Origin of the sequence: Nonomuraea coxensis DSM 45129, assembly GCF_019397265.1 — a bacterium.
In the GTDB taxonomy this organism is placed as follows: Bacteria; Actinomycetota; Actinomycetes; order Streptosporangiales; family Streptosporangiaceae; genus Nonomuraea; species Nonomuraea coxensis.
Genome location: NZ_CP068985.1, coordinates 7,539,771 through 7,555,329, shown reverse-complemented (window position 1 = coordinate 7,555,329; position 15,559 = coordinate 7,539,771). Strand labels below are relative to the sequence as shown.

The 15,559-nt window shown below is 72.4% G+C and carries 12 protein-coding genes; 10 read left to right on the top strand and 2 right to left on the bottom strand.

Features of this window, described 5'->3' with window-relative positions:
* Nucleotides 1-13: 13 nt before the first annotated feature.
* Entirely contained in the window at nt 14-1,078 is a 1,065-nt protein-coding gene (mnmA, locus tag Nocox_RS35370; protein WP_026214500.1) for a tRNA 2-thiouridine(34) synthase MnmA, read from the top strand.
* A 4-nt stretch (nt 1,079-1,082) separates the two neighbouring features.
* On the opposite strand, the gene Nocox_RS35365 is transcribed toward mnmA, so the two are convergent.
* Entirely contained in the window at nt 1,083-1,712 is a 630-nt protein-coding gene (locus tag Nocox_RS35365; RefSeq protein ID WP_020544027.1) for an MBL fold metallo-hydrolase, read from the bottom strand.
* Nucleotides 1,713-1,735: 23 nt separating this feature from the next.
* Between Nocox_RS35365 and Nocox_RS35360 the strand changes: the two genes are divergently transcribed.
* From Nocox_RS35360 to Nocox_RS35320, 9 genes are all read left to right on the top strand, one after another.
* Nucleotides 1,736-2,722 (top strand): methionine synthase, encoded by a 987-nt coding sequence (locus tag Nocox_RS35360; protein ID WP_020544026.1) that lies wholly within the window; start codon nt 1,736-1,738, stop codon nt 2,720-2,722.
* Nucleotides 2,723-2,820: 98 nt separating this feature from the next.
* The gene (gene ligA / locus Nocox_RS35355; RefSeq protein ID WP_020544025.1) at nt 2,821-5,010 is read left to right on the top strand and encodes an NAD-dependent DNA ligase LigA; all 2,190 of its coding nucleotides are present in this window, start codon (nt 2,821-2,823) and stop codon (nt 5,008-5,010) included.
* A gap of 282 nt (nt 5,011-5,292) precedes the next feature.
* Nucleotides 5,293-7,356 carry a putative bifunctional diguanylate cyclase/phosphodiesterase gene (locus tag Nocox_RS35350; RefSeq protein WP_020544024.1) on the top strand — a complete coding sequence of 688 codons (2,064 nt, stop codon included), beginning with the start codon at nt 5,293-5,295 and terminating at the stop codon, nt 7,354-7,356.
* A 146-nt stretch (nt 7,357-7,502) separates the two neighbouring features.
* On the top strand, nt 7,503-7,802 hold the full coding sequence (gene gatC / locus Nocox_RS35345; protein WP_020544023.1) for an Asp-tRNA(Asn)/Glu-tRNA(Gln) amidotransferase subunit GatC: 300 nt from the start codon (nt 7,503-7,505) through the stop codon (nt 7,800-7,802).
* Complete coding sequence (gene gatA, locus Nocox_RS35340; RefSeq protein ID WP_020544022.1) at nt 7,799-9,289, top strand: Asp-tRNA(Asn)/Glu-tRNA(Gln) amidotransferase subunit GatA; 1,491 nt, start codon at nt 7,799-7,801, stop codon at nt 9,287-9,289. The genes gatC and gatA overlap by 4 nt, the downstream gene beginning before the upstream one ends.
* A gap of 59 nt (nt 9,290-9,348) precedes the next feature.
* Nucleotides 9,349-10,404 (top strand): AAA family ATPase, encoded by a 1,056-nt coding sequence (locus Nocox_RS35335; RefSeq protein WP_020544021.1) that lies wholly within the window; start codon nt 9,349-9,351, stop codon nt 10,402-10,404.
* Between the two features lie 110 nt (nt 10,405-10,514).
* Nucleotides 10,515-10,976 carry a hypothetical protein gene (locus tag Nocox_RS35330; protein ID WP_343224324.1) on the top strand — a complete coding sequence of 154 codons (462 nt, stop codon included), beginning with the start codon at nt 10,515-10,517 and terminating at the stop codon, nt 10,974-10,976.
* Nucleotides 10,977-11,026: 50 nt separating this feature from the next.
* Complete coding sequence (gene gatB, locus Nocox_RS35325; protein WP_026214499.1) at nt 11,027-12,532, top strand: Asp-tRNA(Asn)/Glu-tRNA(Gln) amidotransferase subunit GatB; 1,506 nt, start codon at nt 11,027-11,029, stop codon at nt 12,530-12,532.
* Between the two features lie 144 nt (nt 12,533-12,676).
* On the top strand, nt 12,677-14,029 hold the full coding sequence (locus Nocox_RS35320; protein ID WP_051112593.1) for an MFS transporter: 1,353 nt from the start codon (nt 12,677-12,679) through the stop codon (nt 14,027-14,029).
* Nucleotides 14,030-14,035: 6 nt separating this feature from the next.
* Here Nocox_RS35320 and Nocox_RS35315 read toward each other — a convergent pair whose 3' ends face one another.
* Nucleotides 14,036-15,559, bottom strand: coding sequence for a tripartite tricarboxylate transporter permease (locus Nocox_RS35315; RefSeq protein WP_020544017.1), 1,524 nt, complete (start codon nt 15,557-15,559; stop codon nt 14,036-14,038).

The window sequence follows — 15,559 nt, the reverse complement described above, 5'->3', positions numbered from 1 at the left end:
CGCTGGGGAGGTCATGGGACTGCGTGTGCTTGCCGCCATGTCGGGCGGCGTCGACTCAGCCGTGGCCGCCGCGCGCATCGCCGAGGCAGGTCACGACGTCACCGGTGTTCACCTCGCCCTGTCGGCCAACCCCCAATCCCATCGCACGGGCGCCCGGGGCTGCTGCACGGTCGAGGACTCCCGCGACGCCCGCCGGGCGGCCGACGTGATCGGCATCCCCTTCTACATCTGGGACATGGCCGAGCGTTTCCAGCGCGACGTGATCGAGGACTTCGTCGCCGAATACGCCGCCGGCCGCACGCCCAACCCGTGCCTGCGCTGCAACGAGAAGATCAAGTTCGCGGCGGTGCTCGACCGCGCGCTGGCGCTCGGCTTCGACGCCGTGGCGACCGGCCACCACGCCCGGCTGGCCGGCGGCGTGCTGTCCAGGAGCCCCGACCAGGGCAAGGACCAGTCGTACGTGCTGGGCGTGCTCACCCGTGAGCAGCTCGCCCACGCGATCTTCCCGCTCGGCGACTCGACCAAGGCCGAGGTGCGCGCCGAGGCGGCCCGGCGCGGCCTGACCGTCGCCGACAAGCCCGACAGCCACGACATCTGCTTCATCGCCGACGGCGACACGCGCGGCTTCCTCGCCGAGCGGCTGGGCTCGGCCGAGGGCCCCATCCTCGACGAGGAGGGCGCGGTCGTGGGCAGCCACCAGGGCGCCCACGGGTTCACCGTGGGGCAGCGCAAGGGCCTGCGCATCGACCGGCCCGCGCCCGACGGCCGGCCGCGCTACGTGCTGTCCATCGAGCCGGTGAGCAACACCGTCACGGTCGGGCCGCGTTCGGCGCTGGAGGTCACCACGATCCACTGCGGCGCCCCCGTCTGGAACGGCCCCGACCGGCGCGACGACCTCACCGTCCAGCTCAGGGCCCACGGCGAGGTCTACGGCTGCCGGTTCGCGGAGGTCGCCGGCGGCCTGCGCATCGACCTCGACCGCCCGGCCACCGGAGTGGCGGCGGGCCAGGCGGCCGTGCTCTACTCCGGCGACGCGGTCATCGGCTCGGCCACGATCAGGTCCGCGAGCAGGGACTGACCGGTCAGAGGGTCACCGACTCGCCGACCGCGAGGCGGCGGATGTCGGCGCCCTGCTTGTCGGCCTCCAGCTTCAGCCAGTTGTCGACCAGCGCGAGCCCGATGTCGCTGTAGAGCGCGTCGTGCGTCGAGTAGGCACGCGCCGGCCGCACCGTACGCAGATATTCCACCGTCTCCGCCAGCTTCAGCCACGGCGCGCCGGTCGGCACCAGCAGCGTGGGCACCTCGGCGGGGGGCACGGTCAGGGCGTCGCCGGGGTAGAAGACCTCGTCGTCCACCAGAAAACCGACGTTCTGCACGATCGCCATGTCGGGGTGGTTGAACGCGTGCCGCTCCCCGAACACCCGCACCCGGAAACCGGCCGTCTCGAAGGCGTCGCCGTCGCGCACCACCTGCACCTTGGCCGGCACCTCGGACAGCTGGGCAGCCACGCCCTCACAGGTGTGGATCTCCAGACCGGGCGAGGCGGCCCGCAACTTGGCCACGTCCACGTGGTCGAAGTGCTCGTGCGTGATCAGCACGGCGTCGGCGCCGTCGAGCACCGGGTCCTGGGTGAAAGCGCCCGGGTCGATGACGAGGACCTTGCCGTCCTTCTCCAGCCGGACGCAGGCGTGACCGTATTTCGTGAGCTCCATGACGGAGAGCCTACGCTTGTGCCATGTCAACGTGGGAAGCCACCGGGATCGGCTCGCACCCGGGCGACGATCATCTTGAGGCCATCAGGGTCGTGTTCGGTGAGGTGCCCGGCCTGCCCTACCTGCCCGAGCTGCCCGCGCGCGGCGTCGGCGCCGACCTGGTCGGCCGGACCGCCTCGCTGCTGGTCGACCTGCCGGTCGAGGTGCAGCCGTCGGGGTGGCGGATCGCCGACCGGCCCGGCCGGGACCACCAGCGGGCCGTCGACCACCTGCGGCGCGACCTCGACGGGCTGGAGGAGATCGGCCACGGCTACGAGGGGCCGCTCAAGCTGCAGGTGTGCGGGCCGTGGACGCTGGCCGGGGCGATCGAGCTGCGGTACGGCGACAAGATGCTCGCCGACGCGGGGGCCGTGCGCGACCTCACGGCCTCGCTGGCGCAGGGCGTGGCCGACCACTGCGCCGAGGTGCGGCGGCGGCTGCCCGGCGTGACGGAGATCGTGCTGCAGCTCGACGAGCCGGGCCTCCCGGGGGCGCTGACCGGCACGGTGCCGACGGCGTCCGGGTTCGGGCGGCTGGCCGCCGTGGAGGAGTGGCGGGTGGAGGAGTCGCTGCGGCTGTTCGGCGAGCCGGTGGTGCACTGCTGCGCGCCCGCGGTCCCGTTCGCGCTGCTGCGGCGGGCCAAGGCGCGCGGGGTCTCCGTGGACGCCTCCCTGCTGCGGCGGCGCGACGAGGACGAGCTGGGCGAGCTGGTCGAGGCCGGGATGACGCTGTTCCTGGGGGTCGTGCCCGGCGTGGGCAACCGGCTGCCCGGCCTGGGGGCGGTCGCCAGGCCGGCGGTCGAGCTGTGGCGGCGGCTCGGGTTCGCGCCTGACGAGCTGGCCGGGCGGGTCGTGCTCACGCCCGCGTGCGGGCTGGCCGGGGCCTCGCCGGCGTACGCGCGGGCGGCGCTGGCCGCCTGCCGCAGGGCCGCCCGCGTGCTCAAGGACGATCCGGCGGGCGGCGAGAGCTGACGAACGGAACGGTCGGCGGCGCACACCTCCGGGAGAGTGGCATTGTCGGTGCCCGGCGGTAGCGTTTGCTCAGGTTGCCGTACGGAAGGAGAGCCCGCGTGAGCGAGTCCAGCACCGAGGTCGGGGGCGTGCCCGTGGCCGCGCTCAAGCGGCACGCCGAGCTGAGCGATCTGGTCGAGGACGCGCGCTGGCGCTACTACGTGCTCAGCCAGCCGACGGTCAGTGACGCGCAGTTCGACGAGTGGTTCAAGGAGCTGCTGGCCCTGGAGGAGGCGCACCCGTCGTTGCAGACGCCCGACTCGCCGACCCAGAAGGTGGGCGCGGCGCCGTCGGGAGACTTCGCCAAGGTCCAGCACCTGGCCAGGATGGAGAGCCTCGACAACGCCTTCACCGCCGAGGACATGGCGGCCTGGCAGGCCCGCGCCGAGCGGCTGGCCGAGGGCGACCCCGGGCCCTACCTGTGCGAGCTGAAGATCGACGGCCTGGCCATCGCGCTGGTCTACCGCGACGGCAGGCTGGAGCGGGGCGCCACCCGCGGCGACGGGCGCACCGGCGACGACGTGACGGAGAACGTGCGCACGATCCAGGGTGTGCCCCACCGGCTCACCGGCGACGACGTGCCGAGCCTGGTCGAGGTGCGCGGCGAGGTCTACATCCCGGTCGAGGGCTTCAAGCGGCTCAACGAGCAGCTCGTCGAGCAGGGCAAGGCGCCCTTCGCCAACCCGCGCAACTCCGCCGCGGGCACGCTGCGGCAGAAGGATCCGCGCGTCACCGCGCAGCGGCCGCTGCGGATGCTGGTGCACGGCGTCGGCGTCTGGGAGGGGGCGGCCGAGCCGCGCACCCAGTCGGAGACCTACGCGCGGCTGCGCGAGTTCGGGCTGCCGGTCAGCGACCTCTACAAGGTGGTGCCGACGCTCACCGACGTCAACGCGTTCATCGAGCACTACCGGGTGCACCGGCACGACCCGGCGTACGAGATCGACGGCGTGGTCGTCAAGATCGACGACTTCCGCACGCAGCGCGAGCTGGGCTCGACCTCGCGCGCGCCGCGGTGGGCGATGGCCTTCAAATACCCGCCGGAGGAGGTCAACACCAAGCTGCTCGACATCCAGGTGGGGGTGGGGCGCACCGGGCGGGTGACGCCGTTCGCGGTGATGGAGCCCGTGGTGGTGTCCGGGTCCACGGTCGAGCGGGCGACGCTGCACAACGCCGCGATCGTGCAGAAGAAGGGCGTGCTCATCGGCGACACGGTGGTGCTGCGGAAGGCGGGCGACGTCATCCCCGAGGTGGTGGGCCCGGTGACGGCGCTGCGCGACGGGTCCGAGCGGGAGTTCGTCATGCCGACGCACTGCCCTGAGTGCGGCACGCGGCTCGCGTACGAGAAGGAGGGCGACGCCGACCTGCGCTGCCCCAACGCCCGGAGCTGCCCGGCGCAGATCCGCGAGCGCGTCTACTTCGCGGCTGGGCGGCGGGCGCTCGACATCGACGGGCTCGGCTACGTCGCGGCCACCGCGCTCTCCCAGCCGCTGCCGCCGCAGCAGCCCGCGGTGCGCACCGAGGCCGACCTGTTCGACCTCACGCTGGAGCAGTTGCTGCCCATCAAGTCGGTGGTCCGCGACCCCGACTCGGGCCTGCCCAAGATCGACCCGAAGACCGGCGAGCAGAAGGTCGTCACCCTCTTCTCCAACCAGAACGGCGAGCCCAGCGCCGGGGCGCGGCTGCTCATCGAGGAGCTGGAGCGGGCCAAGCAGGTGCCGCTCGCGCAGCTCCTGGTGGCGCTGTCGATCCGGCACGTCGGGCCGCCCACGGCGCGCGACCTCGCGGGCGCCCTGCGCTCGATCGACGCGATCATGAACGCCTCGGAGGAGGAGCTGGCCGCGATCGAGGGCATCGGGCCGCGCGTGGCGGCGACGATCAAGGAGTGGTTCGAGGTCGACTGGCACCGGGAGATCATCGAGCGGTGGCGGGCCGCCGGGGTGCGGATGGAGGACGAGCCCGCGCCGGAGAAGGGGCCGCAGACGCTCGACGGGCTGACGTTCGTGGTGACGGGCACCCTGGAGGGCTACACCCGCGACTCGGCCTCCGACGCGATCGCCGCCCTGGGCGGGAAGGTGGCCTCGTCGGTGTCGAAGAAGACGTCGTTCCTGATCGCGGGGGACAACGCGGGGTCGAAATACGACAAGGCGGTCACGCTCGGGGTGCCGATCCTGGATGGGGCCGGGTTCGAGGTGCTGCTGAAGGAGGGGCCGGAGGCGGCCGCCGAGGCGGCGGTCAAGCCGGAGGCGTGAGCGCGGCGCGGGGCCCCCGCCCTTGAGCGCGATGCGGGGTCCCCGCCCTTGAGCGCGATGCGGGGTCCCCGCCCTTGAGCGCGGGCGGCCCTCGCCAGAGCGCGGGCGGTGGGTGCCGGGCGGGCGGGGGCGGGTCCGGTACGGACCGGGCATGGTTTGCTACCCAGGGTGCTTTTTGGGTATATGTCGGAAAGGAGAACTACGGACCGTACGCGCTTGGTTTCGCGAAGTGGGCTGAAGGTCGTACCCTCCCATAGTGACCTAATGGGGGTTCTGTTATCGATGACTGACCCAACCGACACCCGCGACATCGGACCACGCGCCGGCACGCCGCTCTGGGCGTTCCTCGCCGGCATCACGGTGATCGGCTTCACCGCCCTGCTGGTGGCCATGCTCAGGCTCGACGCCACAGGGCTCATGGCGCTGGCCCGCACCGCACTGTTCTGGGTGCTGGTGGTCCTCGTGATCCTCGGCGAGCTGCGGCCCGTGATGGTGTCCTCCGCCGCCTCGGTGGGCGGCACCTACCCGTCCACCATGTTCACCTTCGCCGTGCTGCTGCACTACGGGCTGCCGGTCGCGGTGCTGCTGCAGGCCGTCGCGGTCGCGCTCAACGGCGTGCTGACGCGCAAGGCGTGGCACCGGGTCATGTTCAACATCGCGCAGTCGACCCTCGCGCTCACCGCCGCGGCCGTGGTCCTGGGAGCGTTCGGCATCGCGCCGAGCCCGGCCATGCCCTGGGAGCCCGACGTGCCCGGCCTGGTGCCGATCGCGCTGGCCGGGATCGCCTACTTCGCCACCCGCGCCACCCTCGTCTGCGGCGCGGTCGCGCTGCACGAGCGGCGCTCCATCGTGCGCGTGCTGCGGGTCACCGTGGGGCCGCAGAGCCTCGTCTACGTCGCGCTGCTCGGCACGGCGCCGCTGGTCGTCGTGGTCATGAACCACACGCCCGGCCTCGTGCCGCTGTTCGTCGCGCCGCTCGCGGCCGTCTACTTCACCGCCACGCTGTCCATGCGCCGCGACCACCAGGCGCTGCACGACGAGCTGACCGGCCTGCCCAACCGCAAGATGCTCATCGTGAGCACCGAGGAGGCGCTGGCCGAGGCCCGCCAGGACGAACGGGTCGGCCTGTTCCTGCTCGACCTCGACCGGTTCAAGGAGGTCAACGACACGATGGGCCACCCGGTGGGCGACCGGCTGCTGCAGATGGTCGCGCACCGCCTGACCCACTCCGTGCGGCCAGGCGACGTGGTGGCGAGGCTGGGCGGCGACGAGTTCGCCGTGCTGCTGCCCTCGATCCGCGACACCCACGCGGCCCGCGAGGTCGCCGCCCGGCTGCGCGCGGCGCTGACCGAGCCGGTGCGGCTGGAGGGCATGACGTTCGACGTGGACGCCTCGGTCGGCATCGCGCTCTACCCGGACCACGCCCCCGACTTCGAGCTGCTGCTCCAGCGCGCCGACGTGGCGATGTACCTCGCCAAGGAGGGGCGCACCGGCGTCGAGCTCTACCAGCCGGACAAGGACCGCAACTCGCCCGAGCGGCTGACGTTACTCGGTGACCTGCGCCGCGCCATCGACGGCGGCGAGCTGCGGCTGCACTACCAGCCCGAGGTCGGGCTGGACAGCGGTGCGGTGCGAGGCGTGGAGGCGCTGCTGCGCTGGCGGCATCCGGTGCACGGGATGATCCCGCCGTCGGAGTTCGTGCCGCTGGCGGAGCAGTCCTACCTGATGCGGCAGCTCACGGCGTACGTGATCGAGGAGGCGCTGGCGCAGGCCGCGAGCTGGTGGCACGGCGGGCTGCGGGTGCCGGTCTCGGTCAACATCTCGGCCCGCGACCTGCTCGACTCGGCGCTGCCCGAGCAACTGGAGGTGGGCCTGGCCCGCTACGGGCTGCCGCCCGCCGCCATCCAGCTGGAGGTGACCGAGCGCATCCTGACCGGCGACCAGGCCTACACGCAGGAGACGATCAAGGCGCTGGCCACGCTGGGCGTGCCGCTGTCGCTGGACGACTTCGGCACCGGCTACTCCTCCCTCATCCGGCTGCAGCGGCTGGCGGTGTCCGAGGTCAAGATCGACGCCTCGTTCGTCCGCAGGATCGCCGAGTCCGAGGACGACGACCGGATCGTCCGCTCGATCGTCGACCTCGTGCGCTCGCTCGGGCTGCGCTCGGTCGCGGAGGGCGTCGAGTCGGACGACGTCGCCATGCGGCTCGCCGAGATGGGCTGCGACGTGGGGCAGGGGTGGCTGTTCGGCGAGCCGATGCCGGCCGCGGAGATCACGGCCTGGCTGCGCGAGCGCGCGGGAGCCCCCGAGTACGGCTACCAGCCCGAGGTGACGCACACCGCCTGACCATGGTGCCGCCGCACGTCGTGGGAGCGCTTCCACCGATCGCCGCGCGGATGTTGCCAGGGGGTTAATCGTTCGGGTGCGCTGCGTCAAGCCCCCTAGGATGGCAGTGTCCAAAGACTCCATCCACGAAACGGGTTAAACGACTCATGTCCGCCATAACCCGCGACGAGGTCGCACACCTGGCCCGGTTGTCCAGGCTGGCGCTCACGGACGACGAGCTCGACCACTACGCCACCCAGCTCGATGCCATCATCGAGTCGGTCGCGAAGGTGGCCGAGGTCGCCGCCGAGGACGTTCCGCCTTCGTCGCACGCGCTTCCGCTCACCAATGTCTTCCGTGCCGACGAGGCGCGGCCGTCCCTGACCCCCGAGCAGGCGCTCTCCGGCGCGCCCGCCGTCGAGGACGACCGCTTCCAGGTGCCGCGCATCCTCGGGGAGGAGGCATGAGTCTCATCCGCAAGACCGCCGCCGAGCTCGGATCGATGATCGCCGCGGGCGAGGTGTCGGCCGTCGAGGTGGCCGAGGCGCACCTCGACCGCATGGCCGAGGTGGAGCCCAAGGTCCAGGCGTTCCTGCACGTCGACCGCGAGGTGACGCTGGAGCAGGCGCGGGCGGTAGACGCCCGGCTGCGCGCGGGCGAGAAGCTGGGCCCGCTGGCCGGCGTGCCGATCGCGCACAAGGACATCTTCACCACCCGCGACATGCCGACCACGGCCGCGTCCAGGATCCTGGAGGGCTGGCGACCGCCCTACGACGCGACCGTCACCGCCCGCCTGCGCGAGGCCGGGCTGGTCATCCTCGGCAAGACCAACCTCGACGAGTTCGCCATGGGCTCCTCGACGGAGAACTCCGCCTACCACGTCACCCGCAACCCGTGGGACCTGACGCGGGTGCCCGGCGGCTCCTCCGGCGGCTCCAGCGCCGCGGTGGCGGCCTACGAGGCGCCGCTGTCCACCGGCACCGACACCGGCGGCTCGATCCGGCAGCCGGCCTCGGTCACCGGCATCGTGGGCATGAAGCCGACCTACGGCGGCTCGTCCCGCTACGGCCTCATCGCCTTCGCCAGCTCGCTCGACACGCCGGGCCCCTTCGCCCGCAACGTGCTCGACGCGGCGCTGCTGCACGAGGCGTTCTCCGGCCACGACCCGATGGACTCCACCTCCATCGACGCGCCCGTCCCGAGCGTGGTCGAGGCGGCCCGCAACCCCGACATCGCCGGCCTGCGCGTCGGCGTCGTCAAGGAGTTCTCCGGCGAGGGCTACCAGACCGGCGTGCTGGCCCGCTACCACGAGGCCGTCAAACTGCTGGAGTCGCTGGGCGCCACCGTGGTCGAGGTGTCCTGCCCGTCGTTCACCACGGCGCTGCCGGCCTACTACCTGATCGCGCCGTCGGAGTGCTCGTCCAACCTGGCCCGCTTCGACGCCATGCGCTACGGCCTGCGCGTCGGCGACGACGGCAGCCGCAGCGCCGAGGAGGTCATGGCGCTGACCCGCGCCGCCGGCTTCGGCCCCGAGGTCAAGCGGCGCATCATGCTGGGCACGTACGCGCTGTCCAGCGGCTACTACGACGCCTACTACGGGCAGGCTCAGAAGGTCCGCACCGTCATCGCGCGCGAGTTCGAGGCCGCCTACCAGCAGGTCGACGTCCTGGTCTCGCCGACCACGCCGACCACGGCGTTCCCGATCGGCGAGCGCGCCGACGACCCGATGGCGATGTACCTCGCCGACCTGTGCACCATCCCGTCCAACCTCGCGGGCAACGCCGCCATGTCGGTGCCGGTCGGCCTCGCCGACGAGGACGGCATGCCGGTCGGCCTCCAGATCATGGCCCCGGTGCTCGCCGACGACCGCTGCTACCGCGTCGGCGCCGCCGTCGAGCGCGCCCTGGAGAGCCACTGGGGCGGCAGCCTGCTGTCCCAGGCCCCGGAGCTGTAGGACCGCGGGCTTTCAGGACGAGCGACGAGCGGACGAGCGACGAGAAAGGAGACGGCGGCATGCTCACGCGCATCGAGATCGACGGGTTCAAGTCCTTCCTGGACTTCGCCCTCGACGTGCCGCCGTTCCTCGCCCTCGTGGGCCCGAACTCCAGCGGCAAGTCCAACCTGCTGGACGCGCTGGCGTTCGCCCGCTCGGCCCTGATGTCCCACGCGAGCATGGCGTTCGCCGACGAGGACCCGCTGCTCACTCCGAGAAGAGGCAAACCGCAGGAGTTGTTCCACCGGCCGATGGGACAGGGTCCGTCGCCGCGGTTCACGATGAACGTCGTCGCGGAGCCGGGACCGCACGCCTCCTGGGAGAGGATCGGCGCTCGGATCGAGGCCGTCAGGTCCGGGAGCTGGTCGGTGGAGACCTCGCCCCGTGCGGCTGGGCAGAAGGTGTGGCCCGAGGAAGCCCGGCGCTGGCACTTCCACGTGCCGGACCCTGCTGCGATGCGGCGCCCGGCCTCGGCGCACGACCGCCGGCCACTGACGGAGAACGCCGCCAATCTGGCAGCGGTGCTGGGCAGGATGAAGGACACGGGTGAGCTGGACGACCTCATGGTGGACGTCTCCGCATTGATACCCGACGTCACGGGCGTCTGTCCGGTTCTGGACGAGCGGCAGGAGGAGTGGTCGTTCGACATTCTCGTCGACCATGAGCCGATGCCGGGCAGGCTCGCGTCCGACGGCACGTTGCGGGTGCTGGCGTTGCTGGCCGCCCTCTACGACCCGTCGTCCTCGGGCCTGCTCATGGTGGAGGAAGTGGAGAACGGTCTGCACCCGAGCAGGCTCGGGCAACTGCTGGAGAGGGCCGCGCAGCGCGTGGGGGCCACGGAGCGATCCTGGCGGCAGGTGATCCTCACCACCCACTCACCCGTCGCGGTGTCGACGCTCTACCAGGCGGCGCCGGACGCCTTGGTCTTCCTCGAGTCGGTCTGGCGGACCGGCGGAGGGAGCCCTCGATCCCGGGTGACCGTCGCCAAGCCGGTGCGCAGGTCGGGAGAGCCGGGCACTTTCGTGTCCCCACGTCAGGTGCGCAGCTACCTGAGCACGGTCGGACAGGTGCCATGAGCCGGCCGCTCGTGCCAGGACTGGTCACGGAGGGCGACACGGACGAGCTCTTCCTCGGCAGGGTCATCGGGCGCCAGCTCCGAGCCTTGACGGATCACGCGCCACGTCCGGTGGACGTGCAGGCGGTGCAGTACGGCGTGTGCCGCATGATCAAGGATGACGACCGCGTCCGGCAGGCCATCCAGGAGCTGGCGGACGATTGCCATCTGATCTTCCTGCACAGCGACCACCGGGAACGGGACAAGGCTTCCCGGCACGCCGGCGAGAGTGTCATTCCTCTGGTGCCCGTGAAGGAGACCGAGGCATGGCTCCTGGTGGACGCCCAGGTGTGGGCCCGGGTTCCCGGCGTCGACCTCAGCCGCCTGCCGGGCAAGCCGCGCGAGGCCGAGAGACTTCCCGATCCGAAGTCCGTGCTGAGAGCCGTGCTGGCAGGAGTGCGTCACCGGAAGGTGGACGAGCATTTCGCCTTCGCCGGTGATCACGTCGATCTCGCCGTGCTGGCCCAGTTGCCCGCCTACGCGGGCTGGGTGGAGGCCACCTCGAAGGCGCTGAGGAGCCATGGCTTCCTCTGACCGTCCACGCGATAGCTTGAAAAGCAACGATCTGAACTAAGGACCTCATCATGACTGCCGGTACGCTCATGCCGTACGACGAAGCGCTGGAGCGGTTCGAGCCGGTGCTCGGGCTGGAGACGCACGTCGAGCTGGGCACCAGGTCGAAGATGTTCTGCGGCTGCAAGACCACCTTCGGCGCTCCGCCCAACACGCAGGTCTGCCCGACCTGCCTGGCGCTGCCCGGCGCGCTGCCGGTGGCCAACGCCATGGCGATCGAGTCGACGATCCGCATCGGCCTGGCGCTCAACTGCTCGATCGCCGAGTGGTGCCGCTTCGCCCGGAAGAACTACTTCTATCCGGACATGCCGAAGAACTACCAGATCTCCCAGTACGACGAGCCGCTCTGCTTCGACGGCTACCTCGACGTCGAGGTGAACGGCGAGACCGTGCGCATCGGCATCGAGCGGGTGCACCTGGAGGAGGACACCGGCAAGTCCACCCACGTGGGCGGCGCGACCGGGCGCATCCACGGGGCCGACCACTCGATCGTCGACTACAACCGGGCGGGCATCCCGCTGGTCGAGATCGTCACCAAGCCCATCCCCGGCACCGACCGGCTCGCGCCCGACGTCGCCCGCGCGTACGTCACCGAGCTGCGTGAGATCATGCGCTCGCTCGGCGTCTCCGACGTGCGCATGGAGGAGGGCTCGCTGCGCTGCGACGTCAACGTCTCGCTGATGCCGCGCGGCGCGTCGGAGTGGGGCACCCGCACCGAGACCAAGAACGTCAACTCGCTGCGCAGCGTCGAGCGGGCCGTGCGGAGCGAGATCGAGCGGCAGGCCGCCGTCCTCGCCGACGGCGGCACGATCGTCCAGGAGACCCGGCACTTCCACGAGGACACCGGCACCACCACGTCCGGGCGTTCCAAGGAGGAGGCGCAGGACTACCGCTACTTCCCCGAGCCCGACCTGGTGCCGATCGCGCCCGACCCGGCGTGGGTGGCCGAGCTGAAGGCGGCGCTGCCCGAGCTGCCGTCGGTGCGGCGCAGGCGGCTGCAGGCCGAGTGGGGGCTGTCCGACCTCGACATGCAGGCCATGCACAACGCCGACGCGTTCGACCTGGTCGAGGCGACGGTCGCGGCCGGCGCGCCGGCGGCCGACGCGCGCAAGTGGTGGATGGGCGAGCTGGCCCGCCGCGCCAACGAGACCGGCGTGCCGCTGGCCGAGCTGGCCATCACGCCGGCGCAGGTCGCGCGGGTGACCGAGCTGGTCGCCTCCGGCGCGCTCAACGACAAGCTGGCGCGCGAGGTGCTGGAGGGCGTGCTCGGCGGCGAGGGCAGCCCTGACGAGGTCGTCGAGGCGCGCGGGCTGAAGATCGTCAACGACGAGGGCGAGCTGTCGGCGATCATCGACCAGGTGCTGGCCGACAACGCCGACGCGGCCGACAAGGTGCGCGCAGGGAAGATCGCCGCCGCCGGCGCGCTGGTCGGCGGGGTCATGCGGGCCAGCAAGGGCAAGGCGGACGCCGCCCGCGCCCGGCAGCTCATCCTGGAGAAGCTGGGCGTGTCCGAGTAACCGTCCGGACGCGCGGTCAGGGGCCTCGTCGCCGCGGCGGCGGGGCCCTCGTGCGTGGTGAGGCAGGTCCTAGGCCCGATTGCCGAGGCGGAGCGGCACCCCCGCCGGAGGTGCGGCGCGCGGCCAGGCCGTAGGTTCGGCGGCATGACGAGGAAAGCGTTGACGGCCGGCCTGGTGGCGCTGATGTCGCTGGTGGCCTTCGAGTACATGGCGGTCGCGATCGCGATGCCGGTCGTGGCCGAGGAGCTGGGCGGGCTGGAGCTGTACGGGCTGGCCTTCAGCGGCGCGATGGCGGCGAGCGTGGTCGGCACGGTGCTCGGCGGCCGGTGGGCCGACCTGCGCGGGCCGCGGGCGCCGCTGTGGACGGGCGTGGCCGGGTTCGCGGCCGGGCTGGCCGTGGCGGGGCTCGCGCCGAGCATGGAGGTGCTGATCGCCGGCCGCTTCGTGCAGGGGTTCGGCGGGGCGCTGGTCAGCGTGGCGCTGTACGTGCTGGTGGCCCGGGTCTATCCCGAGGAGCTGCATCCGCGGATCTTCTCGTTGTTCGCGACGGCGTGGGTGGTGCCGTCGATGGTGGGACCGGCGATCGTGGGCGTGCTGACCGACGCGCTGGGCTGGCGGTCGGTGTTCCTGCTGGTGCCGTTCCTGACCGGGGCCGCCGGGTTGCTGCTGGTGCGCGGGCTGGCGGGGCAGCCGGTGAGCGGCGGGCAGCGCGCGCCCGCCCCCGGCCTGTCGGCGAAGATCACGTGGGCGGCGGTGACGGCCGTCGGGGCCGTGCTCATGCAGTACGGCAGCACCGACGGGCGGCTGCCCCTGCTGATCGCCGGGCTCGTGGTGCTGGCCGTGGCGCTGCCCCGGCTGCTGCCGCCCGGGACGCTGCGGGCGGCCCGCGGGCTGCCGTCCGTCGTGGGGCTGCGCGGGCTGGCCGCCGGGGCGTTCTTCGCGGCCGAGGTGATGGTGCCGCTCATGCTGCGCGAGGAGCGCGAGCTGTCCACGACGGCGGCCGGGCTGGTGCTCACCGGTGGCGCGCTGAGCTGGTCGTTCGCGTCGTGGCTGCAGGGGCGGGAGGTCTTCGGGCAGCGGACCAACCTGCGGCTCGGCTCGGCGATGATCGCGGCCGGCATCGTGGCCATGGGGGCGGTGACGATCCCGTCGGTGCCGTTGGCGGTGGCGTATCCGGCGTGGATCGTCACCGGGTTCGGGATCGGGCTGATCTATCCGACGCTGTCGGTGCTCACGCTGGAGCTGTCGGCGCCGGGCGAGCAGGGGGAGAACAGTTCGGCGCTGCAGGTGGGGGAGTCGGTGTTCTCGGTGGTGTCGGTGGCGGTCACGGGGGCGCTGTTCCTGTCGGCGGGGCGGGAGTACTGGGTGGTGTTCGCGGCGACGCTGGTGATGGCGCTGGCGGGGCTGGCCATCGCCCCCAGGGCGTTCGGCCGGCCCCGCCAGGTCAGCGAGGCCGGGGCGCCGGCCGGTCAGCCCTCGGGGGCCGGCCCCGCGTAGGACCGGTCAGTCCTCGGGGGCGGGCCTTCCGTAGGAGGGTGCGCCAGGTCGGGCCGTCAGGCGCCTCGCGAGGGGCGTCAGCAGGGCCAGCGCCGCCAGCGCCAGCAGCACCGCCGCGACCGGGCTGCGCACCAGCACGCTCGCGTCGCCCGCGCCGATCGCGAGCGCCCGGCGGAGCTGGATCTCCGCCATCGGCCCCAGGATCATGCCGATCACCGCGGGGGCGATGGGCAGGCCGAAGCGGCGCATGGCGTAGCCGAGCAGGCCGAGGACGTACAGCACGAACAGGTCCACGACGGTGCCGTTCAGCGCGTACACGCCGAGGGCGGCGAACAGCACGATCCCGGCGTACAGGTACGGCCTCGGCACCCGCAGCACCCGCGCCCACACCGGGGCCAGCGGCAGGTTGAGCACCAGCAGCATCGCGTTGCCGATGAACAGCGAGGCGATCATGGCCCAGACCAGCGCCGGGTTGTGGTCGAAGAGCTGGGGGCCGGGCTGCAGGCCGTACTGCTGAAAGGCGGCCAGCATGATCGCGGCGGTCGCGGAGGTGGGCAGGCCCAGCGTGAGCAGCGGCACGAGGGTGCCGGCGGCGGAGGCGTTGTTGGCCGCCTCGGGACCGGCGACGCCCTCGATGGCGCCCTTGCCGTACTCCTCGCGGGCCACCCCGCGGGCCAGGCGGCGCTCGGCCGCGTACGACAGGAACGTCGGGATCTCGGCCCCGCCGCCCGGCAGCGCCCCGAACGGGAACCCCAGCGCGGTGCCGCGCAGCCACGGCAGCCAGGAGCGCCGCCAGTCCGCCCGCCCCATCCACGCCCGCCCGACGGGCACCACGGAGGGAGGCGAGTGGCGCAGCCGCGAGGCCACGTACAGGGCCTCGCCCAGCGCGAACAGGCCGACCGCGACGATCACCACGTCGATGCCGTCGAGGAGTTGCGGGACGCCGAGCGTGAGCCGCGCCTGCCCGGTCTGCTGGTCGATGCCGACGAGCCCGATCACGAGGCCGAGGCCGAGCGAGGCGAGGCCGCGCACGACCGAGCGCGACAGCACCGACGACACCGCGGTGAACGCGAGGACGGCGAGCGCGAAGTAGTCCTCGGGCCCGAACGAGATCGCGAACGCCACCACCGCCGGGGCCGCCACGACCAGCAGCGCGGTGGCGACGGTCCCGGCCACGAACGAGCCGATGGCCGCCGTGGCGAGGGCCTGCGCCGCCCGCCCGCGCCGGGCCATCTTGTTGCCCTCCAGCGCGGTGATCATGGAGGAGGACTCGCCGGGCGTGTTGAGCAGGATGGACGTGGTCGAGCCGCCGTACATGCCGCCGTAGTAGATGCCGGCGAACATGATGAACGCGGCGGTCGGCGGCACCGTGAACGTGACCGGCAGCAGCAGCGCCACCGTCATCGCCGGCCCGATGCCGGGCAGCACGCCGACCAGGGTGCCGAGGGTGACGCCGACCAGCGCGTACATGAGGTTGACGGGGGTGAGCGCGGCCGCGAAGCCGTCCAGCAGCAGCTCCAGGGAGGTCAT